Raw genomic sequence first — 25,553 nt, 5'->3', positions numbered from 1 at the left:
CTATATTTCCCAATCGGGAACGAGAGCGATGAACTCGAAAGTGCAAAGCCTGAAAGCCCTTCTCAGCGCTGCCGGCCGGGTTGCCCTGGTCGAAGTGGCCGGCACCAAAGGCTCGACGCCACGCGAGAAAGGCGCCTTCATGCTCGTCTCGCAAGCGGCAATCTTTGGCACGATCGGCGGCGGCCAGCTCGAGTATATGGCCATCGACAAGGCACGGCAGATGCTGGGGTCTTCACCGGCCAGCCAAGGCCGTCGGGACAAGCAAGCCCGCATCGAGGTCGACGAGGTCTGCGCGACCCTCGACGTGCCCCTCGGCCCCGAGATCGGCCAATGCTGCGGCGGCCGCGTCGAAGTGTTGATCCGGCTCGTCGATGCGGCGTTGGCGCAGGAGCTGGTCGCAGCCGCGGAAGCCGAAGAGGCGCACCTTCCCTATGTCTACATCTTCGGCGGCGGCCATGTCGGCCAGGCGCTGGCCTCCGCGGTGGCCCTTCTTCCTGTGCATGCCGTCGTCATCGAGACGCGGGCCGAGGCTCTGGATGGCATGCCGGAAACCGTCGAGACGCGGCTGACGCCGATGCCGGAAGCGATGGTGCGCGATGCTCCGGCCGGCAGCGCTTTCGCTATCCTCACCCATGACCATGCGCTGGATTTCCTGGTCGTCGCCGAAGCGCTGAAGCGCGACGACACCGCCTATGTCGGCATGATAGGCTCGAAGACCAAGAAAGCGACGTTCAGGAACTGGTTCCTGAAATCGGCGGACGGCAGCGAAGTCGAATTCGCCCGCCTCGTCTCGCCGATCGGCGGCGATTCCGTGAGGGACAAGCGCCCGCCCGTCATCGCAGCGCTCGCGGCCGCCGAGATCATGACGGCGCTGGTTGTCCACGTCGCAAAATCAGCCCCCGATCGGGCCTCGCGCCCCAAGGTCATAGCCGGCTAAGCTTGTGTCGCGGCTTATGCCGGCCGTTTCAAGCCCAGGTGGTCGCGCAGCGTGCGGCCTTCGTAGTCTTTGCGAAACAGGCCGCGCCGCTGCAGTTCCGGTACGACCAGCGTGGCAAAGGCGTCGAGTTCCCCGGGGAAGTAGGAGGGCATGACATTGAAACCGTCGGCCGCGCCGCTTTCGAACCGCGCCTGCAGCTCGTCGGCGATCTGGGTCGCCGTTCCAACGATGCGCCAATGGCCACGTGCACCCGCGAAATGCCGCGCCAGCTGGCGGATGGACAGGTTGTCGCGACGTGACTGCTCGATGACCAGCGCTTGCCGGCTCTGCATGCCTTCGCTGGGCGGCAGCTCCGGCAGCGGTCCGTCGATCGGATAGCGCGACAGATCGGAAATGCTGAGATAGCTGGACAGCAGTGCTACGCCGACATCGTCGGGGATGAGTTCCTGCAACTCCTCGTATTTTTCCTGGGCTCGGGCCTCGGTTTCCGCCACCACCGGTGCGACGCCGGGCATGATCTTGATGTCGTCCGGCTCGCGCCCATAGGCCGCCAGACGCCCCTTCAGATCGTCATAAAACGCCTTCGCCTCCTCGAAAGTCTGTGCTGCGGTGAACACGACGTCGGCGGTGCGGGCGGCTAGGTCGCGGCCGACATCCGAGGCGCCGGCCTGAACCAGCACCGGTGCGCCCTGCGGCGAACGCGGCAGGTCGAGCGCATCACGCACGGAAAAGCTCTGGCCGTCATAACCGGAAGCTCCGTCGAGCGTGCCGCGCCAAAGCCCGGCGACCACCTCGGCGAATTCACGCGCCCGTTCATAGCGATCGGCATGTGGACGCAAGCCGGTCGAGCCGAAATTGGCAGCCTCGATGGGACTGGCTGACGTGACCAGGTTCCAGCCGGCCCGGCCGCCGCTCAGATGGTCGAGCGACAGGAAGGTCCGCGCCAGCCCGTAGGGCTCGTTGTAGCTTGTCGAGGCCGTGGAAACGAGACCGATGCGGCTGGTCTGGGCGGCCAGAGCCGAAAGCAGGCTGATCGGCTCGAAGCCGATCGAGCGTGACGTCTGGCTGGCGATGCCGACATTGGCTTCGCGCAGGCCGGCGGCGTCCTCGCAGAAGACCATGTCGAACTTCGCTGCTTCCGCCGTGCGCGCCAGCTGGATGTAGTGCTCGATGTCGATGCCAGCGGTCGCATGCGCCTTGGGGTGGCGCCAGGCGGCGATATGGTGGCCAGTCGCCCACAGGAAGGCGCCGAGCTTCATCTGGCGGGGAGCAGTCATTGGTCGCCTCCCGCCGTCAGGCCGAGATGCGAGCGCAGGGTTGCCCCGGGATAGCTCTCTCGAAACAGGCCACGCCGCCGAAGCTCCGGCAAAACCAGATCGACGAAATCGTCGAGTGCCGAAAGTTGCGCCGGCATCAGCATGTTGAACCCGTCGCAGCGTTTCGCCCGGAACTGTTCTTCCAGCTTGTCGGCGATGACGGCCGGCTTATCATTCGTGACCGGCGAGACATTCATCAGCACCTTCACGGCGCCCGGGTGGCGTCCGCAGGCGGCAACAAGCCGCTTCAGATCGTCATAGCGTGCTTTCGCACTGTCGATCGGCCCGTCGTCCAGCAGGACGACATCGGCGGTGCGGGCGGCGCGATCCATGTCTGATACCAACAGGCCGGACAGGACCAGCACCGGTCTGTCCTGCGGCGACCGCGCGACGTTCAGCGGTCCGCGCACGGAAAAGAACGCGCCCTTGTGGTCGAGCAAATGCATCTTTTCGGGATCGTGGAAGCGGCCGCTGCCCTTGTCGAACTTGAGCGCGTCGGCATCCCAGCCCTGCCACAAGCCTTGGACGATGCCAATGTATTCCTCGGTACGGCGGCGAAAGTCGTCGGGCGAAAAGCCCTCGGGACGACTGAAATTGGCCGCTTCGCGCGGATCCTGCGCCATGGTCACATTCCAGCCGGTGCGGCCATGGCTGATGATGTCGAGCGACGCGAAACGGCGCGCCAGATTGTAGGGCTGGTGCGCGACCGTCGAGGCAGCGGCGACCAACCCGATCCTGCCCGTCACCGTCGCCAGTGCGGCCAGCAACGTCGTCGCTTCGAAGGGCGTCTGCCTGTTTGCAGCATCGCTGCCGGACGCCGGCGCGGAATCGGCGAAAATCACCATATCCAGCCCGGCCGCTTCGGCCTTTTGCACAAACCGCGCCAGAAGGCTGAAGTCCGGCTCGCCCCCGGGCGATGGATCGGTGGTTACCGGATACGGCGAAACGGCAAGATGCATTGTGGCGCCGTTGTCCATCGATGGTCCCTGCAAGACGAAATGCCATCGGAACTATGTTCGCCACATCCAGCGATGGCAACCGCTGGCGCTGGGCCAACTACTGGTCACTTGCCGGCCAGCCATCACTTTCCGGCCAGCCCCTATTTGCCAGCAAGCAGGTCGTTGATCAGCCGCTGGCAGCGCTCGGCCATGAAGTCGAGCAACAGCCGCACCTTGGGGTCCTGCAGCTTCTTGTGCGGATAGACGGCGGCGAATTGCACCGGCGTTGGTGGCGTGCTGCCCAGGATCACCTTCAGCCGCTGGTCGCGGATGAAAGGTTCGACCTCGAAGCGCGGCTTGTTGATGATGCCGCGGCCGGACAGCGCCCAGCCGGTCAGCACATCGCCATCGTCGGTGTCGTAGGGTCCGTGCACCTCGAATTTCTGCGGGCCGGTGGGGGTCTGCAGCGTCCACACATATTCGCGCGCGCCGGAGTAACGCAGCATCAGGCAGTCGTGCTTTTTGCCGATCAGATCCTGCGGCTCAATGGGTTCGCCGCGCGCCTCCAGATACTTCGGTGCCGCCACCAGCACGCGTTCGCATTCCATGATGCCGCGCATCCTGAGGCTGGAATCCTCGATGATGCCAAGCCGGAACGCGACATCGATGCCCTCCTTCATGATGTCGACATTGTGGTCGGACAGCCTCAGCCGCACCTCGATGTCAGGGTATCTGTCGTGGAAGTCGGGAATGCCCGACGCCACCAGCCTGCGGCCGAGGCCGAGCGGTGCCGTCACCTTTATGGTGCCGCGCGGCTGACCGGAAAGCGCCGAGACGGCGGCTTCCGCTTCGGTGATCGCCTCCAGCACCTGCTTGGCTCCCGAATAGAAAACCGTGCCATGCTCGGTCGGCATCAATTGACGTGTGGTGCGGTTGAACAGCCGCACGCCAAGGTGCTTCTCCAGTTCCTTGATGCGGTTGGAGGCGACCGCCGGCGAGATTCGCATGTCACGCCCTGCCGCCGACAGATTGCCGAGTTCGACCACGCGAACGAAGACAGCGATGTTGTCGAGATAGGCCATGCGGATTTCGTGGCTTTCATCCAGCTGCGCGCAACGACTCTAGTATTTTCCATTTTTTTTTGAAAGTCATCGCACACCTCGCCTCTTTCCGTTTGCGCGCGACACCGTAAAGTCGCGTCATCGGCAGGGACGACTTCAATGATGGATTTCGCGATTTTCTGGGACTGGCTGAGCTTTGCGGTGCGCTGGCTGCATGTCATCACCGGCATCGCCTGGATCGGCTCGTCTTTCTATTTCGTTGCGCTCGATCTCGGCCTGCGCCAGCGGCCGGGCATGCCCGTCGGCGCCTTTGGCGAAGAATGGCAGGTGCATGGCGGCGGCTTCTACCACATCCAGAAATATCTGGTGGCGCCTGCCGAGATGCCCGAGCACCTGACCTGGTTCAAATGGGAATCCTACGCCACCTGGCTGTCCGGCTTCGCCATGCTGTGCGTCGTCTATTATGCCGGGGCGGATCTGTTCCTGATCGATCCCAACGTGCTGCCAATGTCGGTACCGGTCGGCATCCTGCTGTCACTGGCGACAATCGGCGTCGGCTGGGTGGTCTACGATCTGTTGTGCCGCTCGCCGCTGGGAAAAAGCGACACCGGCCTGATGCTGGTGCTCTACTGCGTGCTGGTGTTCGTCGCCTGGGGGCTCACCCATCTGTTCACCGGGCGTGCCGCCTTCCTGCATCTCGGCGCCATCACCGCGACGATCATGTCGGCCAATGTCTTCATGGTCATCATCCCCAACCAGAAGATCGTCGTCGCCGACCTCATCGCCGGCCGCAAGCCCGATCCGAAATACGGCAAGATCGCCAAGCAGCGCTCGCTGCACAACAACTACCTGACGCTGCCGGTGTTGTTCCTGATGCTGTCGAACCACTATCCCTTAGCGTTCGGCACGCAGTTCAACTGGGTCATTGCCTCGCTGGTGTTCATCATCGGCGTGCTGATCCGGCACTATTTCAACAGCGTCCATGCGCGCAAGGGCAACCCAACCTGGACCTGGCTGGGAGCCCTTGTGCTGTTCATCATCATCATCTGGCTGTCGACCGCGCCGAAGGTGCTGACCGGCGAATCCAAAGAGTCCGCCGCGGCGCAGGTCTATGTCGCCTCCGCGCACTTCCCGGCCGTGCGCGACACGGTGCTCGGCCGCTGCTCGATGTGCCATGCGGCGGAGCCGGTCTATGAGGGCATCTACCACGCGCCCAAGGGCGTGATGCTCGACACCGACGCCGACATCGCCAACCACGCCCGTGAGATCTATCTGCAGGCCGGACGCAGCCACGCCATGCCGCCCGCCAACGTCTCCCAGATCACCGACAAGGAACGGGCGCTGCTGGTGGCCTGGTTCGAAGGCGCGGGGAAATAAGCATGACCTCGACACTTCTGCGCGGCCGCACGCTGTCCTTCGTGCGTTGGCCCGAGACCATCGATGACCATTCCGCCTGGCGCTACGAGGAGGATGGCGGCCTGCTGATCCGCGACGGTCGTATCGTCGCCGCCGGCGCCTATGCGCAAGTCGAGAAACAGGCCGGCGAGGGCGCAAGGAAGGTCGACCACCGGCCCCATCTGCTGCTGCCGGGCTTCATCGACGCGCATGTGCATTTCCCGCAGATGCAGGTCATCGCTTCCTATGGCGCCGAACTGCTCGACTGGCTCAACACCTACACCTTTCCGGAAGAGACGAAGTTCGCCAATGCGCAGCATGGCCGCCGCATCGCGCGGCTGTTCCTCGACGAGATGGTGCGCCATGGTACAACGACGGTGGCAGCCTACTGCTCGGTGCACAAGGCGTCGGCTGAAGCCTTCTTTGCCGAGTCGCATGACCGCAACATGCTCAACATCGCCGGCAAGGTGATGATGGACCGCAATGCGCCCGACGGCGTGCTCGACACGCCGCAATCCGGCTATGAGGACAGCAAGGCGCTGATCAGGGAATGGCACGGCAAGGGGCGCCAGCACTATGCGATCACACCGCGCTTCGCCATCACCTCGTCGCCGCAGCAGATGGAGATGGCTGGCGCGCTCTTCCGTGAACATCCCGACCTGCATATGCAGACGCATCTGTCGGAAAACCACGCCGAGATCGCGTTCACCCAGGGACTCTATCCGTGGTCGCGTGACTACACCGACGTCTACGAGCATTACGGGCTGCTGGGGAAAAAGAGCCTGTTCGGCCATTGCATCCATCTGTCGGAGCGCGAGGCGGACGCGCTCTCAGCAACGGGCTCGGTGGCGGTGTTCTGCCCGACCTCGAACCTGTTCCTCGGCTCTGGCCTGTTCGACTATCAACGCTTCCGCCGCCGCGAAAAGCCGATCCGTATCGCCGCTGCCACCGATGTCGGCGGCGGCACCAACTATTCGATGCTGCGCACCATGGACGAAGGCTACAAGGTAATCGCGCTGAACGGCGAGAAGCTCAATCCCTTCCAGTCCTTCTGGCAGATGACGCGCGGCAATGCCGAGGCACTGTCGGTGGCGCAAAAGATCGGCACGCTGGACGAAGGCACCGATGCCGACATCGTCGTGCTTGACGCCAGGGCGACGCCGGCGATGCGGCTCAGGATGGAGACGGTCGAGACGCTGGCGCAGGAGCTGTTTCTCCTGCAGACCTTGGGCGACGACCGCGCCGTGCGTGAGGTCTATGTCGCCGGGCGGGCGGCCAAGACCGACATGGCGACGTAGAACGCTTCGATGTGTTCTTTGCTTGACCCGGCGGCAGCCATCGGTCAAAGCGTGCGGCGAAGTTGACAGGGGAACGACATGGCCGTTGCTGACGACATCGCACTGATCAAGAGACAGGAAGAAGTTCTTGTCTTCCCCGCCTTCGATGAGGCCGTCGCCTTCAAGATCGGTTCGGCCATCCGTGATCGCGCGCTGACCGAGAACCTGCCTGTTATCGTCGACATCAGAACCTTCGACCGGCCGCTGTTCTATGCCGCGATGCCCGGCTCGAACGCTTCCAATCCCGACTGGGCGCGGCGCAAGATCAATGTCGTCAAGCGGTTCCTGAAAAGCAGCTATCGCAGCGTGCTGGAGCAGCAGCGCCCCGATCGCACCTTCAAGATCGGCGAAGGGCTGGATATCGCTGACTATGTGCTGGCCGGTGGTGGTTTTCCAGTCACCGTCAAGGGTGCCGGTGTCATCGGTGTGATCGCCGTCTCCGGCCTGCCGGAGCGCGAGGATCATGGCGTCGTCGTAGAGGCGCTGTGCGATCATTTGGGCATCGACAAGCGCGGGCTGGTACTGCCCCCGGAAGAAAAATGAGCGATCCCAAGGCCTTCCTCACCGCCATTTTCGGCGCCGCCGTCGCCGCCGCCGATCCCGAGCGAACCATCCGGGATCATTTGCCGGCGAAGCCCGGCGGCCGCACCATCGTCATCGGCGCCGGAAAAGGCTCTGCGCAGATGGCGGCGGCCTTCGAGAAAGGCTGGGACGGCCCGATCGAAGGGCTGGTCGTCACCCGCTACGGTTATGGTGCGCAATGTGAGCGCATCGAAATCATCGAGGCGGCACATCCGGTTCCGGACGCCGCCGGGCTGGAAGCTTCGCGACGGTTGCTGGCCAAGGTCCAGGGTCTGACGGCGGACGATCTGGTCGTGGCGCTGATTTCCGGTGGCGGTTCGGCGCTGTTGCCGTCGCCCGCCGGCAGCCTGACGCTGGCCGACGAGATTGCCGTCAACGAGGCGCTGCTCGCGTCCGGTGCCCCGATCGCGGCGATGAACACTATCCGCAAGCATATCTCCACCATCAAGGGTGGCCGGTTGGCGGCCGCCGCCTGGCCGGCCAAGGTGGTGTCGCTGGTCGTTTCCGACATTCCCGGCGACAATCCGGCGCTGGTCGCCTCCGGTCCGACCGTCCCCGACACCGGCAGCCGCGAGGACGCGCTGGCGTCGATATCAGCCTACGGCATGAAACTGCCGGCTGCGGTGATGGCGCATATCAACGCGCCGGCCGCCGATGCACCAAGTCCCGGCGATGAACGCTTTTCGCGCAACGAGGTGCACCTGATTGCCTCCGCCGGCGTGTCGCTCGAAGCGGCGGCGGCGGAAGCCAAGCGGCAAGGCGTTGAAGCGGTCATCCTCTCCGACGCCATCGAGGGTGAGGCGCGCGAGGTTGGCGGCGTCCATGCGGCAATCGCCCGCGAAGTGGCGACGCGCAACCGGCCATTTCCAAAGCCGGTGCTGGTCCTGTCCGGGGGGGAGACAACCGTGACGCTGCGCGCCAAGGGCAAGGGCGGCCGCAACTCGGAATTCCTGCTCGCCTTCGCCATCGGCATCAATGGCGTCGATGGCATCCACGCGCTGGCCGCCGACACGGACGGCATCGACGGTTCGGAAGACAATGCCGGCGCCTTTGCCGACAGCTCGACCGTGTCACGCATGCGTGCAGCGGGTGTGGACGCCAAGGCAATGCTGGCCGGCAACAATGCCTGGACGGCCTTCAACGCCGTTGGCGATCTGTTCGTACCCGGCCCTACGGGCACGAATGTCAACGACCTACGAGCCATCCTCATCAGGTAATCTCAACCGGCCATGAGCCGCTTCACCTGTTTCATGTCGTGCAGGAAACGCTCGCGTTCGGCTTCCTTGTCGGCAGGTTCATGGATGCGCAGGATGAAGGAGGGGTGGATGGTGATGAAGATGCGTAAGCCGTCCGCGCGCTCGATCACCTGGCCGCGCATCTTTGTCACCGCGATCGCCTTACCCAGCAGCGACAACGCCGCCGTTGCGCCAAGTGCCACGGCAAGGTCTGGCTTGATCAGTTCGAATTCCCTGTCGATCCACCAGTGGCACGCCTGAACCTCGCCGGCATTTGGCTTGGAGTGGATGCGCCGCTTGCCGCGCGGCTCGAATTTGAAGTGCTTGACCGCGTTGGTGACGTAGACCTTTTGGCGGTCAACCCCCGCGTCAGCGAGAATGGCGTCGAACACCTTGCCTGCCGGACCGACGAAAGGTTTGCCGGCGAGGTCTTCCTGATCGCCCGGCTGTTCGCCGACGAACACCACCTTGGCGTCATCAGGACCTTCGCCGAACACGGTCTGGGTCGCGTCGCGCCAAAGCGGGCAACGCTGGCAGCCCTTCGCCGCCTGGCGCAGTTCGGAAATGCGTGCCGCATCGCCTTCCTGCGTGGCGGGCTCACGCTTCGGCCAATGCCTAGCCTGCACCTTGGCGTGGTGCGGCGCGGGCGTCGTCGGCATTCTGGTGATCATGTCTTTGGCGGCCTTGTCCGCACCTGCGATCAGATCTGGAATGAGCGAGGCCTCGGGAAGGTTCCGCCAGTATTTCTTAGGCATCTCCTTCTGCATTGCCTTTACCTTCAGCCGCGCCGGATTGAAGATGTGCTCGAAATAGGTGAGCCACAGCGCTTCGGTGTCATCCTGCGTTGGCGCATCGCCCTTGGCAGCGCCTGGCCCGATCGCCAGCCTCTCGCCATCCCAATCGGCTGACACATGCGGCGTCAGGATCGTCCAGCGCATGCCGGTGAAACGCCTGACGAAGAAAGCCGCGTTGCGCTCGACGATGAAATGATCCGGCTCGAACCAGGCAACATAGCGCTCCTCATCACCGTCGCCGATCTTCCGGAACCGCACGAAGGCGCGCATCTTGTGGATGTCGCGCCGCACCGCCTTTTCCATAGTATCGAGGCGCCCGGTGTCGGGATCCGATGCGATCGCTAGCAGCTTGGGTTCTGTGCGCAGCCGCCACAGCACCCGGTAGAGAAGGGCGAACCGGTCGGGGTCGGCGTGGCAGAAGGCGATTTCGGCATGCTCGATGAACTCGCGCGGGACAACGAGTTGCACGCCCGCAGGCACGGCCGGCAAATCGCTTTGATTGGAGCTCGGCTCGACATGCCAGCCGATGTCCTCGGGCCTGACCTCATTCAGCGCCAGCCGTCGTGCCGCATCACGCCAACCGGAAAAGTCCGTTTCGCTGTCGAGCCGCACGCCGTATCTGGCAAAGTCGAACTGTGCCGGCCGCATGGTCAAAACAGCGCCAATTGTTCGCAAGGTGGCACGATCTTGCCGCGCAATCCGGCCTTGTCAGTGAGCGTTCCCGGCGACCACCCTTCGGCAATGATGAACGGGCGTAATTTTGCGATCGATTGGCAGAGGCGTCCGACGTCTTCCAGCCGCAGCCGCCGGTGGCGGCGGGTCTCCAGGATTATCGCGATCACCTTGGTGCCAAGACCCGGAACGCGCAGCAGCGCCTCACGGTCGGCACGGTTGATGTCGATGGGAAACTGTCCTCGGTTGCGCAGCGCCCAGGCCAGCTTCGGATCGATGGCGAGGTCGAGCATGCCATCGCTGCTGCCAGCCAGGATCTCCGGCTGCGAAAATCCGTAGAACCGCATCAGCCAGTCCGCCTGATAAAGCCGGTGTTCGCGCATCAGCGGCGGCTTCTGCAAGGGCAGGGACGACGACGAATCCGGGATCGGGCTGAAGGCGGAATAGTAGACGCGTCGCAGATGGTAGCTTCCGTAGAGCCGCGCGCTGGTGTGCAGGATGCCGTCATCGGAGGTCTTGTCGGCGCCGACAATCATTTGCGTCGACTGCCCGCCCGGCGCGAAGCGTTCGCGCTTTTTGGTCCTCAGTGTAGGTTCGGCTTTTTCTTCCATTTTCTGCCGCAACCTGGCCATGGAAAGTCGGATTGTTTCCGGCTTCTTTTCCGGTGCCAATTTCTTGACTCCCTCGTCGGTGGGTAGTTCGACATTGATCGACAGCCGGTCGGCGTAGAGTCCTGCCATCTCGACCAGTTCCTGCGAGCTCTCCGGGATGGTTTTCAAATGGATATAGCCGGAGAACTTCTCCTCCAGCCGCAGCCTTCGCGCCACCTCGACCATCTCGCCCATGGTTTCGTCTGGCGAGCGGATGACGCCTGAGGATAGGAACAGGCCCTCAATGTAATTGCGCCGGTAGAAATCCATGGTCAGCTTCACCACCTCGTCAATGCTGAAGCGGGCGCGCCGCACATTCGACGACGAGCGGTTGATGCAATAGCTGCAGTCATAGATGCAGAAATTGGTCAGCAGGATTTTCAGCAGCGAAATGCAACGCCCGTCCGGCGCGTAGGAATGGCAGATACCCATGCCTTCGGTGGAACCAATGCCGCCGGATTTGAGCGAATCCTTTTTCGCCGCACCCGACGAGGCACAGGAGGCGTCGTACTTGGCGGCATCGGACAGGATTGCAAGCTTTTCGCGGACGGTGAGTGCACTCATCCGTTCATGGTATGTTCTTAAGGGCTGGCGCGCCACCTCATTTGTTGGAAGCGGCTAAAAAGTGATCGCCGCCCGATCACAGAGCCATCACACCTCGTGCAGATAGAGGTGGTAGTCCAGTTCGCTGACCGTGCGTGCCACGCGCAGGTATTCTGACTGCTTGATCGCCACGAAGGTGCGGTGCAGGTCATCGCCGAGCGCGCCCTTCAGGAAGCTCGACGCCCTGGCTGCTTCGATGGCGGCACGCCAGTCGACCGGCATCGTCGTGCGCGTGATCGCTGCCTCATAACCATTGCCTGTCGTTTCCGGGCCGGGGTCGAGACCTTCGTCGAGGCCTTTGATGATGGCGGCAAGCACCGTCGCGGCGATCAGATAGGGGTTGGCGTCGACGCCGGACGGCCGGTGCTCGATGCGCCGGTTCTTCGCGTCGCCCGCCGGCACGCGCAGCGCCACCGAACGGTTGTTGACGCCCCAGGTCGGCGCCACCGGTGCATAGGATTGCGACACGAAGCGCCGCCAGGAATTGGCGTGCGGTGCAAACACAAGCATCGATTCGGCCATCGTCTGTATCAGGCCGCCGAGCCCCTGCAGCAACGGCAGCGACCAGCTCTCGCCACCGGATTCGGCAAAGACGTTTCGGCCGGCCTTGTCCTGCAGCGAGACATGGAAATGCATGCCCGAGCCAGCATATTTCTCGATCGGCTTGGCCATGAAACAGGCGGTGACGCCGTGGCGCCGCGCCTGCGCCCGCACCAGCCGCTTCAGCATGACCAGATCGTCGGCCGCCCGCATCACGTCCTTGCGGTAGTTCAGCGTCAATTCATACTGGCCGGGCGCATACTCGGAAATCACCGTCTCGGCCGGAATGCCTTGCGCCTTGGCCGCCGCATAGATGTCTGAGAACAGCGGCTCCATGCCGTGCAGGTGATCGACGGAATAGACTTCGGTCTTGCCCGAGACGCGGCCATCGAGCACCGCGCGCGCCGGCTGCACCTTGCCGTCGGCATCGCGCTCATTGGCCAGCAGGAAGAATTCCAGCTCGAAGGCGCCGGCCGGATAAAGCCCCTTGGCCGCGAGGATATCGACCTGCCGTGCCAGCGCAAGCCTCGGATCCGACGACATCGGCTGGCCGTCGAGGTAATACATCGCCATCAGCAGTTGGCCGCGCGGCGGATTTGTACCGTAGAGCGGCACCAGCGTGCCGGGGATCGGCCAGGCCCTGAGGTCGCCGTCACCGGTGGTCCAGATCAAACCGGTCTCGTGCACGTCCTCGCCGGTGATGTCGAGGCCGAGGATCGAGATCGGCATATGCCGGCCGCTCTCGAAAATGCTCTTGAGCTCGTGCCGGCGCACGATCTTGCCGCGGCCGACGCCATTGGCGTCGGTCAGCACGATATCGAAAGCTTCGATCTCGGGATGGGCGTCGAGAAAGGCTTGCGCCTCGGTGGGCGTCGAGCCCGAAGGTGAGGTCATGATCTGTCCGGCTTTGCTTGGCGCGCCCATCGGTCAGCTTGTCTCATGCCGCAAGCTTTGCCGCAACCGCGCCGAAGGCGGTGATCAGCCGGTTGACCTGGGCACCGGTGGTTGCAGGCGAGATCAGCATCATGTTGTGGAAGGGCGCGATCAGCACGCCGAGATTGACCAGCGCGACATGGATGGCCGCTTCCAGTTCCGGCGCATGCGCCGTCTCCGCCTCGGCGCCATTGTGCAGCGGACCGGGTGCGCAGATAAACTCGACGCGCGCGCCGACGCGGGCAACATGCCAGGGCAGCCGATAGCGGTCGATCACGCCGGTCAGCCCGGCATCGAGCCGCCGCGCCAGATGGTCCATGCGGGCGTAGTTTTCCTCGGTCATCACCTGTTCGAGCGTCGCGCGCATCGCCGCGAACTGAAACGGATTGGCCGAGAGCGTCGTGCCCATGCCGGAATAACCCGGCTCCTTGGTCCTGTTGTAGCCGGCGTAGCGCGAGGCGACATCGTCGCTCATGCCCCACACACTTGCCGGCACACCGCCGGCGATCGGCTTGCCCAACACGAAGAGGTCCGGCTCTAACCCGTATTTCCTGGTGTAGCCGCCGGGGCCGGTTGAGATCGTATGCGTCTCGTCGATCAGAAGCAGGGTGCCGGCTTCACGCGTCAGTCTGCGCAGCGCGTCATGGAAGCCCGGATCGGCCAGCACCATGCAGGAATTGGTCAGCACAGGCTCGGCGATGACGCAGGCCACGTCCTTGTCTTTCAGGGCGGCTTCCAGAGCGGCAACGTCGTTGAACTCGATCACCTTGGCCGTGCGGGTCAGGTCGCGGAATTCGCCGGCCAGCCCTGGCCGGTTGACCGGGATACCATCGACCAGCCGCACCATCGTCTCGTCGACCGAGCCATGATAGCAGCCATTGAAGACCAGGATCTTTTCGCGCCCGGTGACGGCGCGGGCAACCCGCAGCGCAAAGCGGTTGGCGTCGGTCGCCGTCGTCGCGATCTGCCAGAACGGCAGGCCGAAACGCTGCTGCAGCAGGGGGCCGATGGCCAGCGCGTCTTCGGAGGGCAGCATATAGGTCAGGCCGCGCCCGGCCTGGCGGCGGATGGCGCGCGCCACCGGCGGCGGCGAATGGCCGAACATCGAGCCGGTGTCGCCGAGGCAGAAATCGTCGAGCCTAATACCGTCGATGTCGGTGATCGTGGCGCCCCTGGCGTTGTCGACCAGGATCGGAAACGGCGTCGGCCAGTCGTTCATCCAGTGCATCGGCACGCCACCGAAGAAGCCGGGCAGGCCGTTGCCGACCTTCGCCAGTGATTTCGGCCGCGCCTTGCGGAAGGCTGCCGCCTCGATCTCCAGCAGATCGGCAATGCGGTCGCGATCGATGCCGCCGATGGACGTCCTTGAAGTGTCGCTGCTGTGCATGAAAACCCCTCTGGTCGGTTCCCTCTTAGCCAATCCGTGTCCGCAACCGCAATCGGCCGCGCATCTGCCCTGCATTGGCTCAGCCGCTGGTGCGGTGCTTGACCTGGAACCCGAAGTCAGCACCAATGTGGATGGCAATGGGCGTGCTGGGAGGGGAAATGCGGACGATCATCTGTGCAGCGGCGCTGTTCCTGTCGGCCGGCACGGCCTTCGCCTCCGGCGGCATCTGGTGCAATGTCGATGATACGGCGGTGAAATTCGAGGTCGGCGCCGGCGTCACCAGAGGCATGGGCGGCCCTACTTTCAATTTCAACGGTAACCTTGAAATTCTTGGTCGGCCCGCCAGTGACGATCTGCGCAAGACGGTGTTTGAGGATTCCAACCTGACCCAGTACTGGCTGGACAACAAGGAGTTGCGGCTGAACATCTACCAGGAGCATCAGCTCGCAGATGCCTACAACTATGTCGAACTGACGATCCTGACCAAGACCAGCGACGAAGGCGTCTATGACGGGCAGTACACGCTTGCCGTCTATGACAGCACGGCTGACAAGGACGGCGATGGCAAAACCGCCGATCTGACCGGCAAGGTTTCCTGCGGCGCCGAGTGACCCGCTGTTTTGAAGCTACCCGGTGATGTCGATGACGCCGCAGTCGCCGGCAGCACTGCCGAAGGCGACGCGGCGTTCTTCCTTGTCCCACATCATCGAGGTGATCGCGCCCTTGCCCGGTCGCCGCAACAGCACTTCCTTGGCATCGGAAAAGCGCACCGCCATCACCATGCCGTCATCATAGCCGACGGCGACGACATCCTGGCTCGGGTGGCAGGCGACCGCCGTCACCATGGCGTTGCCGCGCGTGCCGAGTTCCAGCGGCGCCTTGCCCATCGGCCCGTCCTTGCCCGAAAACGGCCAGACGATCGCCGCCGGCGCGCCGGAACTCGCCAGCCATTTTCCTTTCACGCTCCACGAAAGGCTTTTGACCTTGCCGGGATAGCCGGTCATACGCATGTGCTTGCCGTCGGCGAGCTTCCAGCCGTGCAGCGCGTTTTCTTGCATGGTGGTGACAAGGAAGGCACCGTCCGGCGAAAAGGTGATGCCGGTGTGGGCGCCGGCCCATTCGAGCTCCGCCGGCTTGCCTTCGGTGGCCGGGAAATGCAGCGTCGCGCCATTGTAGCGGGCAACGCCGAAGCGCATGCCCTTGGGCGAGAACGCCAACCCCTCGACCGAACGTGGATGGGCAAATTCCCTGGTCTTGCCGTCGGCGAAGCGCACGAAGGCGGTCTTGCCCGTCGCATAGGCGATGGCGCCCTGCGGTCCGGCGGCGACGCTTGTGATCCATTTTTTCCCGGCGCTCGCCAGTTCCTGGATATTGCCGCCTGCCTTCACGGCAAACACCTTGCCGTCCTCGCCACCGGTGATCAGCCGGTCATTGGCAGTATCATGGAAAGCGGCGAGCAGCCCGTCATTGGCCTGGACTGTCTTGTGGCCATGGTCGAGCCGATGGACGGCACCATCGGCCAGCGCGAAATGCGGCACGTCGGCGAGGAAGACGGCGGCGATGCAATGGCCTTCGAGATCAAGCGGGGCGACGGTCGGCATGGGAGACTATTTCCATTCGAGATTCTGCTTGCGACTCACCCTTACGGGGTTGGGCCATAGGTCTCAACCCGTGCTTCGGAGCGTCGTAGGGAGAGAAGAGGGCGCCAGAGCGGCTTCTTCCTTCTCCCCTTGTGGGAGAAGGTGGATTGGCGCAGCGCCAAGACGATTGAGGGTGCTGGACGGAGTTCTGTCAATGCCAAGCTGGAACACCCCTCTTCCGACCGAGCTTCGCTCGGCCACCTTCTCCCACAAGGGAAGAAGGAAGAAGGACAGCGAAATCAGGCCGCCTGGCAGGCGTCAAAGCTCTTCTTCAGCCGCTCGGCGTCGAGTTCGCGGCCGATGAACACCAGCCGGCTCTCGTGCTTCTCGCCATCCTTCCACGCGCGCTGGTGGTCGCCTTCGATGATCATGTGCACGCCCTGGATGACATAGCGCTCGTCGTCGCCCTTGAGCGCGATGATGCCCTTCAGCCGCAGGATGTTGGGGCCTTCCATCTGGGTGATCTTCTCGATCCACGGGAAGAATTTCTTCGAGTCCATCTCGCCGCCGCGCAGCGACACCGACTGCACCGTCACGTCGTGGATATCGGAAGGATGCGCGTGATGGTGGTGGTCGTGTCCGTCATGATCATGGTGGTGGTGGCCATCGTGATCGTGGTGGTCATGGTCATGATGATCGTGATCGTCATGCGCCTCGAGGAAATGCGGATCGTTTTCCAACGCCCTGGACAGGTCGAAGGCACCTCGGTCGAGCACTTCGGACAAGGCGACGCCGGCGCGTGTCGTGCGATGGATCTTCGCCGCCGGATTGATGGCGCGGATCGTCGCCTCGACCTTGGCGAGTTCTTCCGGGGTGACGAGGTCGGTCTTGTTGAGCACCACGACGTCGGCGAAGGCGATCTGGTCTTCGGCTTCCCTGGAGTCCTTGAGCCGCAGCGGCAGATGCTTGGCGTCGACCAGTGTCACCACCGCGTCGAGCCTGGTCTTGGAGCGCACGTCGTCGTCCATGAAGAAGGTCTGCGCCACCGGCACCGGATCGGCGAGGCCGGTGGTCTCGACCACGATGGCGTCGAAACGGCCCGGCCGGCGCATCAGCCCCTCGACGACGCGGATAAGGTCGCCGCGCACCGTGCAGCAGACGCAGCCATTGTTCATTTCGTAGATTTCCTCGTCGGATTCCACGATCAATTCGTTGTCGATGCCGATTTCGCCGAACTCATTGACGATGACGGCGTAACGCTTGCCGTGGTTTTCCGACAGGATGCGGTTGAGTAGCGTCGTCTTGCCGGCGCCGAGATAGCCGGTGAGAACGGTTACGGGGATCTGCGTCTGTGCGTCGCTCATGGCTTGCCTCGAAGAATCTGCGCCTTGAAAAAGGCCTCGAAAAAGGGATTGTCGGCTCCATATAGGATGTGTGCCGGGTTTTTGCACGAGGCAAACCGATGGGCCAAACCGGCTTGCCGAAATTACCGAATTTTCATTGGTGAGAGCCGCCATCGCAGCCTGGATCAGGACGCTGGAGGCCAATTCGAGAGGCAGATATGTCCGGCAAGCCATCCTCCTTCTCCTTGAGCCGGCGCAAGGCGCTCGGCTTGATCGCGGTGACCGCCGGTGGTGGTGCCTTCCTGCCAGCCGCGGCAATCGCCGCCCAGTCTTCGGCTTATGCCGGGCTTACCCTGTTCGAAAGCGGTGCCGGCGTCTGTGCCATCACACCTGAGGTGACGGAAGGGCCGTTCTATTTCGACCCGAAACTCGAACGTGACGATGTCACCGAAGGCAAGAAGGGCCTTGCCCTCACGGTCAGGCTGCAGGTTGTCGACGCGGCCTGCCGCCCGCTTGCCGGCGCCCGTGTCGACATCTGGCATTGCGACGCGCAAGGGGCCTATTCGGGCTACCCGGGACAAGGTGACGGCCGCGATGTCGACACGTCGGGCCAGACCTTCCTACGTGGCTGGCAGAAGACCGATGCAAGCGGCATCGTTTCCTTCGCCACCATCTATCCCGGCTGGTACCGCGGCCGCACCACCCATATCCATTTCAAGGTCTTCCCCGACGACAGTTCGGTGATGACCGGCCAGCTGTTTTTCCCCGACAGTCTCAGCGAACAGATCTTCACCACTGTCGCGCCATACAATGACAGGCCCGGCCAGCGTGACACCTCGAACGCCAGCGACGGCATTGCCAGGCAGGCCGGACCGCTGTCGCAAGCCGCACTGCGCGAGGTGGAGGATGCCTATCAGGCGCTGATGGTCGTCGCGATGAAGCTCGGCTGAGCCGCATTTCCTCACGCACGTCGCCCGCGGCGAAAACTCCTGTCGCGAAAAGTCGTTTGTCATCTAACTGAAATAAACATCTGGCATTAGCCACGGCGGACACCACAATGCTTGCCGGCAAAGCTGTTTGGAGCGCCGGAATCTTTTTGATCGTCGATTGCCAACCGGCCGGCTGCGTCTATGCTGATCGCACCGGTACGGCCGAAGAGGGATGACCATGGCCAAGGCGGACAAGACTGCAACAATGAGCCGGCTGCATTCTGCGGCAAGGCTGGCAAGAACCGCGCTCGCGGCGCGGCTTCTGGCGCACGGCTTCTATGCCGGCCAGGACCAGATCATGCTGGCGCTCGACCGTGAAGACGGCCAGACGCCGGGTAATCTCGCCGGTCGCCTCGGCGTGCGCCCGCCGACCATCACCAAGACCATCAACCGGCTGCAGGCGCAGGGTTTCCTGGAAAAGCGCGCCTCCTCGGCCGATGCTCGCCAGGCTCATATTTTCCTGACCGACACTGGCCGCGACATCATCCACGCCATCGAGAAATCGGTCAAGAAGACCGAAAAGCAGGCGCTGAAGGGCCTCGACAAGAAGGACCAGAAGGCGCTGTTCAAGCTGCTTGCCCGCATCGAGGCCAACCTCTCGAACGAGGAATTGGTGTTGATCGACGACGACGCCGAGACGGACGACTGATCGCCGGCGCAACGATCAAGCCGCTGCCGCCGCAGCGCCCTGGATCAGCGACGACCACCGCCCCGGTGTCAAGCCGAACGCTTTCTTGAATTGCCTGATAAAATGGCTTTGGTCGCTGAAGCCGGCCGCGATGGCGATCTGCGCCAGGGGCTCGCCGGCAGCGATCATCCGCCTCGCGCGCTGAAGCCGGCGCATCACTAGGAAGCGATGCGGGCTGGTGCAGAAGGCGGCCCGGAACTGCCGTGACAGGGCATAGCGATCGAGTCCGGTGATCGCTTCCAATTCGCCCGAACGCACGGGGCGGCCGAAGTTTTCCGTGAGATAGTCGCGCGCCAGCGTGGCCGCCCGCCATGCCGTTCTGGCCATCGGCTTTGCCGGCTGGCCGGCATGCCGGGCCAGGCTTTGCATCAGCCGCGCAAGGAAATCGGCAACGAACAGCTCGTCGAGTTCCTCATCCAGCGGCCCCAGCGCCGAAAGCAGCGTTGCGCACAAGGTGTCGTCCGTCAGCACGCCCTCCCTGACGAAGGGCAGCGACGCGCCGCCAAGGCAGTCGAGCATCAGCGACGGCTCGAGATAGAGCATCCTGTAGCGCAGGCCGTCCTCGGTGCCGGCGCCGCCGTCATGCAATTCGTCGGGATGCAGCGCGATGATCTGGCCTGGCAGGCTGTGGCGTGTCGCGCCGCGGTAGCGAAACGTCTGCACGCCGTGCAGCGTCACCCCGATCGCATAGGTGTCGTGGCGATGCAGGTCGAAGGCGCTGCCATGGAAGCGCGCCTCGATCCGCTCCATGCCGGCAGGGTCGGAGGCGGAGATGATGCAGTTTTCCGCTGCATCAGTGCACAAACGTCCAAGACCCTCGAAGGCCTGGCTGCCTAGATCGTGCGACATCTTCTCCTTCAGCCTCGCATTGGGGCACAAACTCGAATGGTCAATGTCTCATGTTCGATACGAAATTTGCAATCGTCCTCAGGGAGGATCTGCCGGTCTGGCAGAAACTCAACGTCACCGCTTTCCTGACCAGCGGCATTGTTGCCCAGTTTGCGGACATCATCGGCGAATCCTATCGCGACCGCGCCGGCAATCTCTACAATCCACTGTCAATCCAGCCGGTCATCGTGCTGTCCGCCGACCAGGCGACGCTCGGCACGATCCACCGGCGCACGCTGGAGCGCGGCGTGACGACATCGCTCTATGTCGAGGAGATGTTCGCGACCGGCCACGATGTAGCCAACCGCGCCGTCTTTGCCGAATTCGCGCCCGATGACGCCAAGGTGGTCGGCATCGCGCTTCGCGCCGACAGGAAGATCGTCGACAAGATCACCAAGGGTGCCCGCATGCACGCCTAAGGTGTGTCGAGATTCAGGTGATGCTGGCCTGCAAACGGCGGCCTCCTGCGCTTCCGGTGCTCACGTACTCTAAGTACGCTCCGCTCCGGTTCTCGAAAGCCACCGTTTTCGGCTCGGCCTGACCTGAATCTCAACACACCATCGCCCCATGGACTAAGCCTGCCGGCGGCTGTTGTTGTGCCAACCGGCTTTGGCGTGGCGGCGCGCGACAATTGGCTTGCTGGCAAGCCGCGTTTCCCGCAAAGGTGGGCTTCAGCCCAGCTTTCCATCCGGCCTGCACGTGAATGCTCCCCAAAGACATCCAGAAAGCGCAACGCCGCCGGTGGCGATCCTCTGCATGCTTTCCACTTATGTCTTCTTCACCTTTCTCGACACCAGCAGCAAATATCTCGTCCTGGCCGGCGTATCCGCGCTGATCGTCGCCTGGGTACGCTTTGCCGTGCATGTCGTGCTGGTCGGCACGCTTTTGCGCGGCTGGCGCCAACCGGTGCGGTTTCGCCCGGTCAACCTGCCGGCCCATATCCTGCGCGGTCTGTTCCTGTTCGGCTCGACCATGTTCAACATCCTGGCGCTCAGGTCCCTGCAACTGGCCGAGACCACCTCGATCTATTTCTTCGGGCCGATGGTGATTACCGCACTCGCCGGCCCGTTGCTTGGCGAATGGGCCGGCTGGCGGCGCTGGCTGGCGATCCTGGCTGCCTTCGCCGGAGTTCTCATCATCACCCGGCCAGGCGTAGGGGTCTTCGGCATCGGGCATCTCTTCGCGCTCGGCTCGATGCTGTCGAACTGCTTCTACGTCATCATGACGCGCCGCATGTCGGCGAGCGAGACCTCGGAAAGCCTCATCCTGTTCTCGGCACTGGCGCCGGCGGTGCTGCTTTTGCCCTTGCTGCCGTTTTCGTTCTCCCTGCCGCATGACGGCTGGCACTGGTTCGTGCTGCTCATGCTTGGCGTGTTCGGCGGCGTCGGTCACTGGCTGCTGGTCCAGGCCTACCGGCTTGCGACGACCACGGCACTGGCGCCCTATCCCTATTCGCAGATGGTATGGATGATCATTTCCGGCTGGATCGTCTTCAATCAGTTTCCCGACCGTTGGACACTGGTTGGCGCCGCAATCATCGTCGCCAGCGGCCTCTACATCGTCCATCGCGAGCACCGGCTTCGGCTGCAGAGCCGCGCGGCCTCGGATGTCGAGGCGGAAGCGTTGGCAAAAAAACTTTGATTTGCCGCCGATCGATGGCATAACGCCGCCTTTAAACAGTTTAGGTCTGGAACTCAGGTCGTTCGGGGAGCGCAAGGCGCTGGCACAAAAAATCAAGCTTTCGACGATCGCGGATGCGCTCGGCGTATCCACGGCCACGGTGTCGCTGGCGCTGCGTGACAGCCCGCTGGTTGCCGGCGCCACACGCGACCGCATCAAGGAACACGCCCGCGCCATCGGCTATATCTACAATCGACGCGCCGCCAGCCTGCGCACCTCGCGTTCGGGCATTGTCGGCGTCGTCGTCCACGACATCATGAACCCGTTCTTCGCCGAGATCCTGCGCTCGATCGAAAGCGAACTCGACCGCAGCCGGCAGACCTTCATACTGTCCAACCACTATGACCAGCTGGAGAAGCAGCGCACCTTCATCGACACGCTTTTGCAGCTTGGCGCCGACGGCGTCATCATGTCGCCGGCCATCGGCACACCGGCTTCCGACATCCTGATGGCCGAGGAGAACGGCCTGCCTGCGGTGCTGATCGCGCGCACCGTCGAAGGCGCCGACGTGCCGGTCTTTCGCGGCGACGACGCCTATGGCACCGGGCTCGCCACCAACCATCTGATCTCGCTCGGCCACAAGCGCATCGCCATGATCGGCGGCACCGACCAGACCTCCACCGGTCGCGATCGCTACCAGGGCTATGTCAACGCCATGGAGGCGGCCGGGCTGGAGGTCAGGCCGTCCTGGCGCATCGCCGGCCCGCGCACCAAACAGGCCGGCTTCGAGGCCTCGGGGCAGTTCCTGGCGCTAAAGGACAAGCCGACGGCCGCCTGCTGCTGGAACGACCTTGTCGCCATCGGTCTGATGAACGGCATTGCACGTGCCGGCCTGGTGCCGGGCGTCGACATCTCCGTCACCGGCTATGACGATCTCGAAGAGGCCGCGATCGCGACGCCGGCGCTGACCACCGTCTGGAACGGCCAGCGCGAAGTTGGCCGCCGCGCCGCCAGTGCGCTGCTCGACAAGCTGAATGGGCAGACGGTGCGTCCGTCGCAGGAATTGATCAAGCCGGAACTGCATGTGCGTCAGTCGACCGGCAAGCCGGTGGAGCGTGCATGACCAAAGCCGAACAACTGCAGACCGTCGCCGTTCTGGTGCCGGGGCACTTTAACGACCATGCCGTCGAGCGCATCGAGCGCACTTTCCACAAGGTTAGAATCGAACGCGCCGATCCGGCGCTGGTCACCGACGAGATGCGCAGCAACGTGCGTGCTATCGCCTCGTTTGCCGGCATCGACGCTGCGATGATGGATGCGTTGCCCAATCTCGAGCTCATCGCCTCCTTCGGCGTCGGCTATGATTCGGTCGATGCCGGCCATGCGGCCGCGAACAACATCATGGTCACCAACACGCCGGATGTGTTGACCGAGGAGGTCGCCGACACCACGATCGGGCTGCTGATCAACACTGTCCGCGACCTGCCGCGCGCCGAGACCTGGCTGCGTGACGGCAGCTGGCTGCGCAAGGGCAACTATCCGCTGAGCCGGCTGACCTTGCGCGGGCGCAAGGTTGGCATTTTCGGCATGGGCCGAATCGGGCAAGCCATCGCGAGGCGCCTGGAAGCGTTCGGGTTGCCGGTCGCCTACCACAACCGACGCCGGGTCGAAGGCTTGGGCTACGAGTACCATTCGACGCTGAAAGGTCTTGCCGAAGCGGTCGATACGCTGATTTCGGTGGCGCCCGGCGGCGCCTCGACGGAAAAGGCGGTCAACGCCGAAATCCTGTCGGCGCTCGGCGCCAACGGCGTCTTCGTCAACATCGGTCGCGGCAGCACGGTCGACGAGGCAGCGCTGGCGGCAGCGTTAGCCAACGGCACAATTGCCGCTGCCGGCCTCGATGTCTTCGCCGACGAACCGAACGTGCCCAAGGCGCTGCTCGACGCGCCGAACACCTCGCTGTTGCCCCATGTCGGCTCGGCCTCGCACCATACACGCCGCGCCATGGCGGATCTCTGCGTCGACAATTTGGTGTCCTGGTTCGCCGAGCGCCGGCCGCTGACCCCGGTGCCGGAAACGGTCAACGTGAAGGCTGCCAGCTAGCCAAAGGCAACTCGATGGCTGTGAAGCCGCCCGAAAATTCCACGATATAGATTGTCACCAGTGGCAGGGAACAGATCGTTTCGATTCCATACCCAAAGCCGCCGGCTGCCACCTATCTCGCAGGCGTATTCATTCTTTTCTGGCTAGGCGGCTGGGCTGTGGGTGAGGTTTCCGCCGCCCGTCAGCTGATGACGATGCCTGTTGGAGGCGGAACGGCATTTCTCGTATTCTGGCTTTGCGCATGGACGGTCGGGGGCCTGTTCGCAATGCTGTCCATTCGCCGCGTTTTCCAGAAATCCGTGCCTGAAGTGATAAAGCTCGAGGTCGCCGGGCTCGTCTATGATTCGGGAACGCCGCCCTTCAAGATGCCCATCTCCAGGTCATTCCCAGCATGGCCCGCTCTGTTTCCGAAGCGGACCGCACTTAAGATCGACCGGACCCAGCTCAAATCGCTGAGACTCCGCGAGGGCGATACATGCAACCGCCTGACGGTCGACGCTGGTGCCCAGCGAGTCGAACTCGCTTCGGCCGCCACCGATGTCGAGCGCGAATGGCTCTTCAAGTTCCTTTCCGATCGCTATTCGCCGGCTGTCCCGCAAATAGTTCGACGCGTTCCGTTTCGTCCTCGGCAGCCATTGATGCTCTGCATTGCCACACCTATTAACGTCCGCTTAACCCTTTGAAATCATTCTTCATCCTGTCCGGATGCGGGATGAAGACGATGAAAATGCTTTCCGTAGTGATCGCCGCCGTCGCGCTGTTTGGCGGCGTTCAGCTGTTGCATGATGGCAGTGGTGAAAGTGCCGCCGGTGAGGTCGCGCCGTCCAACAGCTTCAGGCTGGTGGCCAATGGCGACGAAGGCAATTGCGCGGTCACGCGCGGCGCTGCGGTTTCGGATGACCTGTCGCTGTTGACGGTGGCACCGAACTGCCGCCGGCTCCTGCCCGGCATCGAGCGGGCCAAGTTCTGGCGGGAGGAACAGGACGGCACCGTCGCCTCCAGCGCCAACGGCGTCGATCCGATCGTCACCTTCGCCGTTGCTGACGGCGACGGTTACGAATCCTATGCCCCGGCCGCACCATTGTTGTCGCTGGCGGCCACCGGTGATCCGAGGGACTGATTATTCCGCAGCGGCACGCGCACCGGCTTTCGCCACGGCGTGCTGCCGCACGGCATCGCCGAAGGCACGGAAAATCTTCGCCGAGTTGCTGTCCGATTTGACCCAATATTCCGGATGCCACTGCACGCCGACGGCGAAGGCGCGTGAGTCGCGCACCGAAACCGCCTCGACCGTGCCGTCGCTCGCGACCGCCTCGATCTGCAGCTTCGGGCCGAGCCGGTCGATCGCCTGGCGGTGCAACGAATTGACCTTGATGTCGCCTGCACCGAACACGCCGGCCAGACAGCTTCCGGGCTTGATCGAAATGGTTTGGTGGATGGCGAAGCGTTCGTCCTGTTTGTCGCTCACCGGCGCGCGGTGGTCGAGCGAACCCTCGCGCTCCTGGATCTCGGTGCCGAGCGTGCCGCCAAGCGCCACGTTCATCTCCTGGATGCCGCGGCAGATGGCGAGCAGCGGCACGCCGCGCTCAACCGCCCTGCGGATCAGCGGCAGCGTGGTGGAGTCGCGCGCCGGGTCATAGGGGCCATTCGCCTCACTGGCGTCGCCACCGTAGAGCGAGGGATGCACATTGGATTTCGAGCCGGTGACCATGACGCCGTCGACCGACGACAGAAGTTCGTCGAAGTCTAGCCTGTCGCCGAACGATGGCACCAGCAGCGGGAACACGCCGGCACCGGCAATCGCCGCTTCCAGATATTGCTGCGGGGCGGCATGCCAGGTGTAGTTGTCGAACTGACGGACGTCGGTCGATATGGCGACGAGCGGCTGATGCATTTTGGCTCTGTTTTCCATCTGGGCAAAGGGTGTCCTGCCCACAAAATAGGCGATCCGCCGGCATTTTT

The 25,553-nt window shown here is 63.4% G+C and carries 25 protein-coding genes; 14 read left to right on the top strand and 11 right to left on the bottom strand.

Features of this window, described 5'->3' with window-relative positions:
* The first annotated feature begins 28 nt into the window (after positions 1-28).
* A complete protein-coding gene (gene xdhC, locus AC1RZR_RS02980; protein ID WP_481827591.1) occupies positions 29-937 on the top strand; it encodes a xanthine dehydrogenase accessory protein XdhC in 909 nt (302 codons plus the stop codon).
* 14 nt (positions 938-951) lie between these two features.
* On the opposite strand, the gene AC1RZR_RS02975 is transcribed toward xdhC, so the two are convergent.
* From AC1RZR_RS02975 to AC1RZR_RS02965, 3 genes are all read right to left on the bottom strand, one after another.
* Positions 952-2,214, bottom strand: a complete 1,263-nt coding sequence (locus AC1RZR_RS02975) for an LLM class flavin-dependent oxidoreductase (protein WP_481827590.1) — start codon at positions 2,212-2,214, stop codon at positions 952-954.
* A complete protein-coding gene (locus AC1RZR_RS02970) occupies positions 2,211-3,230 on the bottom strand; it encodes an LLM class flavin-dependent oxidoreductase (protein ID WP_481827589.1) in 1,020 nt (339 codons plus the stop codon). The genes AC1RZR_RS02975 and AC1RZR_RS02970 overlap by 4 nt, the downstream gene beginning before the upstream one ends.
* A 122-nt stretch (positions 3,231-3,352) precedes the next feature.
* Positions 3,353-4,273 carry a LysR family transcriptional regulator gene (locus tag AC1RZR_RS02965; protein ID WP_481827588.1) on the bottom strand — a complete coding sequence of 307 codons (921 nt, stop codon included), beginning with the start codon at positions 4,271-4,273 and terminating at the stop codon, positions 3,353-3,355.
* A gap of 138 nt (positions 4,274-4,411) precedes the next feature.
* Here AC1RZR_RS02965 and AC1RZR_RS02960 point away from each other — a divergent pair, with 138 nt between their 5' ends.
* The 4 genes from AC1RZR_RS02960 to AC1RZR_RS02945 all read left to right on the top strand — a co-directional run bounded on the left by AC1RZR_RS02960 (position 4,412) and on the right by AC1RZR_RS02945 (position 8,783).
* Positions 4,412-5,629, top strand: a complete 1,218-nt coding sequence (locus tag AC1RZR_RS02960) for a urate hydroxylase PuuD (RefSeq protein WP_481827587.1) — start codon at positions 4,412-4,414, stop codon at positions 5,627-5,629.
* Between the two features lie 2 nt (positions 5,630-5,631).
* The gene (guaD, locus tag AC1RZR_RS02955) at positions 5,632-6,945 is read left to right on the top strand and encodes a guanine deaminase (protein ID WP_481827586.1); all 1,314 of its coding nucleotides are present in this window, start codon (positions 5,632-5,634) and stop codon (positions 6,943-6,945) included.
* A 78-nt stretch (positions 6,946-7,023) separates the two neighbouring features.
* The gene (locus tag AC1RZR_RS02950; RefSeq protein WP_477272136.1) at positions 7,024-7,527 is read left to right on the top strand and encodes a heme-degrading domain-containing protein; all 504 of its coding nucleotides are present in this window, start codon (positions 7,024-7,026) and stop codon (positions 7,525-7,527) included.
* A complete protein-coding gene (locus AC1RZR_RS02945) occupies positions 7,524-8,783 on the top strand; it encodes a glycerate kinase type-2 family protein (protein ID WP_481827585.1) in 1,260 nt (419 codons plus the stop codon). Before AC1RZR_RS02950 ends, AC1RZR_RS02945 begins: the two co-directional genes overlap by 4 nt.
* A 2-nt stretch (positions 8,784-8,785) precedes the next feature.
* On the opposite strand, the gene AC1RZR_RS02940 is transcribed toward AC1RZR_RS02945, so the two are convergent.
* The 4 genes from AC1RZR_RS02940 to AC1RZR_RS02925 form a co-directional block, all read right to left on the bottom strand.
* A complete protein-coding gene (locus AC1RZR_RS02940) occupies positions 8,786-10,243 on the bottom strand; it encodes a UdgX family uracil-DNA binding protein (RefSeq protein WP_481827584.1) in 1,458 nt (485 codons plus the stop codon).
* Positions 10,244-10,245: 2 nt separating this feature from the next.
* Positions 10,246-11,481 carry a putative DNA modification/repair radical SAM protein gene (locus AC1RZR_RS02935; RefSeq protein ID WP_481827583.1) on the bottom strand — a complete coding sequence of 412 codons (1,236 nt, stop codon included), beginning with the start codon at positions 11,479-11,481 and terminating at the stop codon, positions 10,246-10,248.
* 87 nt (positions 11,482-11,568) lie between these two features.
* On the bottom strand, positions 11,569-12,954 hold the full coding sequence (locus AC1RZR_RS02930; protein WP_481827582.1) for a glutamine synthetase family protein: 1,386 nt from the start codon (positions 12,952-12,954) through the stop codon (positions 11,569-11,571).
* A gap of 43 nt (positions 12,955-12,997) precedes the next feature.
* Positions 12,998-14,380, bottom strand: coding sequence for an aspartate aminotransferase family protein (locus tag AC1RZR_RS02925; protein WP_481827581.1), 1,383 nt, complete (start codon positions 14,378-14,380; stop codon positions 12,998-13,000).
* 158 nt (positions 14,381-14,538) lie between these two features.
* Between AC1RZR_RS02925 and AC1RZR_RS02920 the strand changes: the two genes are divergently transcribed.
* On the top strand, positions 14,539-14,991 hold the full coding sequence (locus tag AC1RZR_RS02920; protein ID WP_481827580.1) for a hypothetical protein: 453 nt from the start codon (positions 14,539-14,541) through the stop codon (positions 14,989-14,991).
* A gap of 15 nt (positions 14,992-15,006) precedes the next feature.
* On the opposite strand, the gene AC1RZR_RS02915 is transcribed toward AC1RZR_RS02920, so the two are convergent.
* Positions 15,007-15,981 (bottom strand): WD40 repeat domain-containing protein, encoded by a 975-nt coding sequence (locus AC1RZR_RS02915; protein ID WP_481827579.1) that lies wholly within the window; start codon positions 15,979-15,981, stop codon positions 15,007-15,009.
* A 278-nt stretch (positions 15,982-16,259) separates the two neighbouring features.
* Positions 16,260-17,324 (bottom strand): CobW family GTP-binding protein, encoded by a 1,065-nt coding sequence (locus tag AC1RZR_RS02910; protein ID WP_481827578.1) that lies wholly within the window; start codon positions 17,322-17,324, stop codon positions 16,260-16,262.
* A 197-nt stretch (positions 17,325-17,521) separates the two neighbouring features.
* Here AC1RZR_RS02910 and AC1RZR_RS02905 point away from each other — a divergent pair, with 197 nt between their 5' ends.
* Positions 17,522-18,253, top strand: coding sequence for an intradiol ring-cleavage dioxygenase (locus tag AC1RZR_RS02905; protein ID WP_481827577.1), 732 nt, complete (start codon positions 17,522-17,524; stop codon positions 18,251-18,253).
* A 217-nt stretch (positions 18,254-18,470) separates the two neighbouring features.
* Positions 18,471-18,941 (top strand): MarR family winged helix-turn-helix transcriptional regulator, encoded by a 471-nt coding sequence (locus AC1RZR_RS02900; protein ID WP_095084311.1) that lies wholly within the window; start codon positions 18,471-18,473, stop codon positions 18,939-18,941.
* 15 nt (positions 18,942-18,956) lie between these two features.
* Here AC1RZR_RS02900 and AC1RZR_RS02895 read toward each other — a convergent pair whose 3' ends face one another.
* Complete coding sequence (locus tag AC1RZR_RS02895; protein ID WP_481827576.1) at positions 18,957-19,829, bottom strand: AraC family transcriptional regulator; 873 nt, start codon at positions 19,827-19,829, stop codon at positions 18,957-18,959.
* Positions 19,830-19,879: 50 nt separating this feature from the next.
* Here AC1RZR_RS02895 and AC1RZR_RS02890 point away from each other — a divergent pair, with 50 nt between their 5' ends.
* From AC1RZR_RS02890 to AC1RZR_RS02865, 6 genes are all read left to right on the top strand, one after another.
* Positions 19,880-20,287 (top strand): DUF2000 family protein, encoded by a 408-nt coding sequence (locus AC1RZR_RS02890; RefSeq protein WP_477272157.1) that lies wholly within the window; start codon positions 19,880-19,882, stop codon positions 20,285-20,287.
* Positions 20,288-20,624: 337 nt separating this feature from the next.
* Complete coding sequence (locus AC1RZR_RS02885) at positions 20,625-21,509, top strand: DMT family transporter (protein ID WP_481827575.1); 885 nt, start codon at positions 20,625-20,627, stop codon at positions 21,507-21,509.
* Positions 21,510-21,588: 79 nt separating this feature from the next.
* Entirely contained in the window at positions 21,589-22,611 is a 1,023-nt protein-coding gene (locus AC1RZR_RS02880; protein ID WP_379101671.1) for a LacI family DNA-binding transcriptional regulator, read from the top strand.
* Complete coding sequence (locus AC1RZR_RS02875; RefSeq protein ID WP_481827574.1) at positions 22,608-23,591, top strand: 2-hydroxyacid dehydrogenase; 984 nt, start codon at positions 22,608-22,610, stop codon at positions 23,589-23,591. The genes AC1RZR_RS02880 and AC1RZR_RS02875 overlap by 4 nt, the downstream gene beginning before the upstream one ends.
* Before the next feature lie 158 nt (positions 23,592-23,749).
* The gene (locus AC1RZR_RS02870) at positions 23,750-24,274 is read left to right on the top strand and encodes a hypothetical protein (RefSeq protein ID WP_481827573.1); all 525 of its coding nucleotides are present in this window, start codon (positions 23,750-23,752) and stop codon (positions 24,272-24,274) included.
* A gap of 38 nt (positions 24,275-24,312) precedes the next feature.
* Positions 24,313-24,711, top strand: coding sequence for a hypothetical protein (locus tag AC1RZR_RS02865; protein WP_481827572.1), 399 nt, complete (start codon positions 24,313-24,315; stop codon positions 24,709-24,711).
* Here the strand turns inward: AC1RZR_RS02865 and AC1RZR_RS02860 are convergent, their stop codons facing one another.
* The gene (locus AC1RZR_RS02860) at positions 24,712-25,485 is read right to left on the bottom strand and encodes a gamma-glutamyl-gamma-aminobutyrate hydrolase family protein (protein ID WP_481827571.1); all 774 of its coding nucleotides are present in this window, start codon (positions 25,483-25,485) and stop codon (positions 24,712-24,714) included. It lies immediately after the preceding gene.
* Between the last annotated feature and the right edge of the window lie 68 nt (positions 25,486-25,553).

This window comes from Mesorhizobium bavaricum, assembly GCF_056781655.1.
The sequence above is the reverse complement of the archived record's forward strand: the minus strand, read 5'-3'. Positions and strand labels throughout refer to the sequence as shown.

What these genes read in the sequence shown, in the direction of transcription:
- xdhC (WP_481827591.1), top strand. Translation starts at nt 29, where the DNA reads ATGAACTCGAAAGTGCAAAGCCTGAAAGCCCTTCTCAGCGCTGCCGGC.
- AC1RZR_RS02975 (WP_481827590.1), bottom strand. Translation starts at nt 2,214, where the DNA reads ATGACTGCTCCCCGCCAGATGAAGCTCGGCGCCTTCCTGTGGGCGACT.
- AC1RZR_RS02970 (WP_481827589.1), bottom strand. Translation starts at nt 3,230, where the DNA reads ATGGACAACGGCGCCACAATGCATCTTGCCGTTTCGCCGTATCCGGTA.
- AC1RZR_RS02965 (WP_481827588.1), bottom strand. Translation starts at nt 4,273, where the DNA reads ATGGCCTATCTCGACAACATCGCTGTCTTCGTTCGCGTGGTCGAACTC.
- AC1RZR_RS02960 (WP_481827587.1), top strand. Translation starts at nt 4,412, where the DNA reads ATGATGGATTTCGCGATTTTCTGGGACTGGCTGAGCTTTGCGGTGCGC.
- guaD (WP_481827586.1), top strand. Translation starts at nt 5,632, where the DNA reads ATGACCTCGACACTTCTGCGCGGCCGCACGCTGTCCTTCGTGCGTTGG.
- AC1RZR_RS02950 (WP_477272136.1), top strand. Translation starts at nt 7,024, where the DNA reads ATGGCCGTTGCTGACGACATCGCACTGATCAAGAGACAGGAAGAAGTT.
- AC1RZR_RS02945 (WP_481827585.1), top strand. Translation starts at nt 7,524, where the DNA reads ATGAGCGATCCCAAGGCCTTCCTCACCGCCATTTTCGGCGCCGCCGTC.
- AC1RZR_RS02940 (WP_481827584.1), bottom strand. Translation starts at nt 10,243, where the DNA reads ATGCGGCCGGCACAGTTCGACTTTGCCAGATACGGCGTGCGGCTCGAC.
- AC1RZR_RS02935 (WP_481827583.1), bottom strand. Translation starts at nt 11,481, where the DNA reads ATGAGTGCACTCACCGTCCGCGAAAAGCTTGCAATCCTGTCCGATGCC.
- AC1RZR_RS02930 (WP_481827582.1), bottom strand. Translation starts at nt 12,954, where the DNA reads ATGACCTCACCTTCGGGCTCGACGCCCACCGAGGCGCAAGCCTTTCTC.
- AC1RZR_RS02925 (WP_481827581.1), bottom strand. Translation starts at nt 14,380, where the DNA reads ATGCACAGCAGCGACACTTCAAGGACGTCCATCGGCGGCATCGATCGC.
- AC1RZR_RS02920 (WP_481827580.1), top strand. Translation starts at nt 14,539, where the DNA reads ATGCGGACGATCATCTGTGCAGCGGCGCTGTTCCTGTCGGCCGGCACG.
- AC1RZR_RS02915 (WP_481827579.1), bottom strand. Translation starts at nt 15,981, where the DNA reads ATGCCGACCGTCGCCCCGCTTGATCTCGAAGGCCATTGCATCGCCGCC.
- AC1RZR_RS02910 (WP_481827578.1), bottom strand. Translation starts at nt 17,324, where the DNA reads ATGAGCGACGCACAGACGCAGATCCCCGTAACCGTTCTCACCGGCTAT.
- AC1RZR_RS02905 (WP_481827577.1), top strand. Translation starts at nt 17,522, where the DNA reads ATGTCCGGCAAGCCATCCTCCTTCTCCTTGAGCCGGCGCAAGGCGCTC.
- AC1RZR_RS02900 (WP_095084311.1), top strand. Translation starts at nt 18,471, where the DNA reads ATGGCCAAGGCGGACAAGACTGCAACAATGAGCCGGCTGCATTCTGCG.
- AC1RZR_RS02895 (WP_481827576.1), bottom strand. Translation starts at nt 19,829, where the DNA reads ATGTCGCACGATCTAGGCAGCCAGGCCTTCGAGGGTCTTGGACGTTTG.
- AC1RZR_RS02890 (WP_477272157.1), top strand. Translation starts at nt 19,880, where the DNA reads ATGTTCGATACGAAATTTGCAATCGTCCTCAGGGAGGATCTGCCGGTC.
- AC1RZR_RS02885 (WP_481827575.1), top strand. Translation starts at nt 20,625, where the DNA reads ATGCTTTCCACTTATGTCTTCTTCACCTTTCTCGACACCAGCAGCAAA.
- AC1RZR_RS02875 (WP_481827574.1), top strand. Translation starts at nt 22,608, where the DNA reads ATGACCAAAGCCGAACAACTGCAGACCGTCGCCGTTCTGGTGCCGGGG.
- AC1RZR_RS02865 (WP_481827572.1), top strand. Translation starts at nt 24,313, where the DNA reads ATGAAAATGCTTTCCGTAGTGATCGCCGCCGTCGCGCTGTTTGGCGGC.
- AC1RZR_RS02860 (WP_481827571.1), bottom strand. Translation starts at nt 25,485, where the DNA reads ATGCATCAGCCGCTCGTCGCCATATCGACCGACGTCCGTCAGTTCGAC.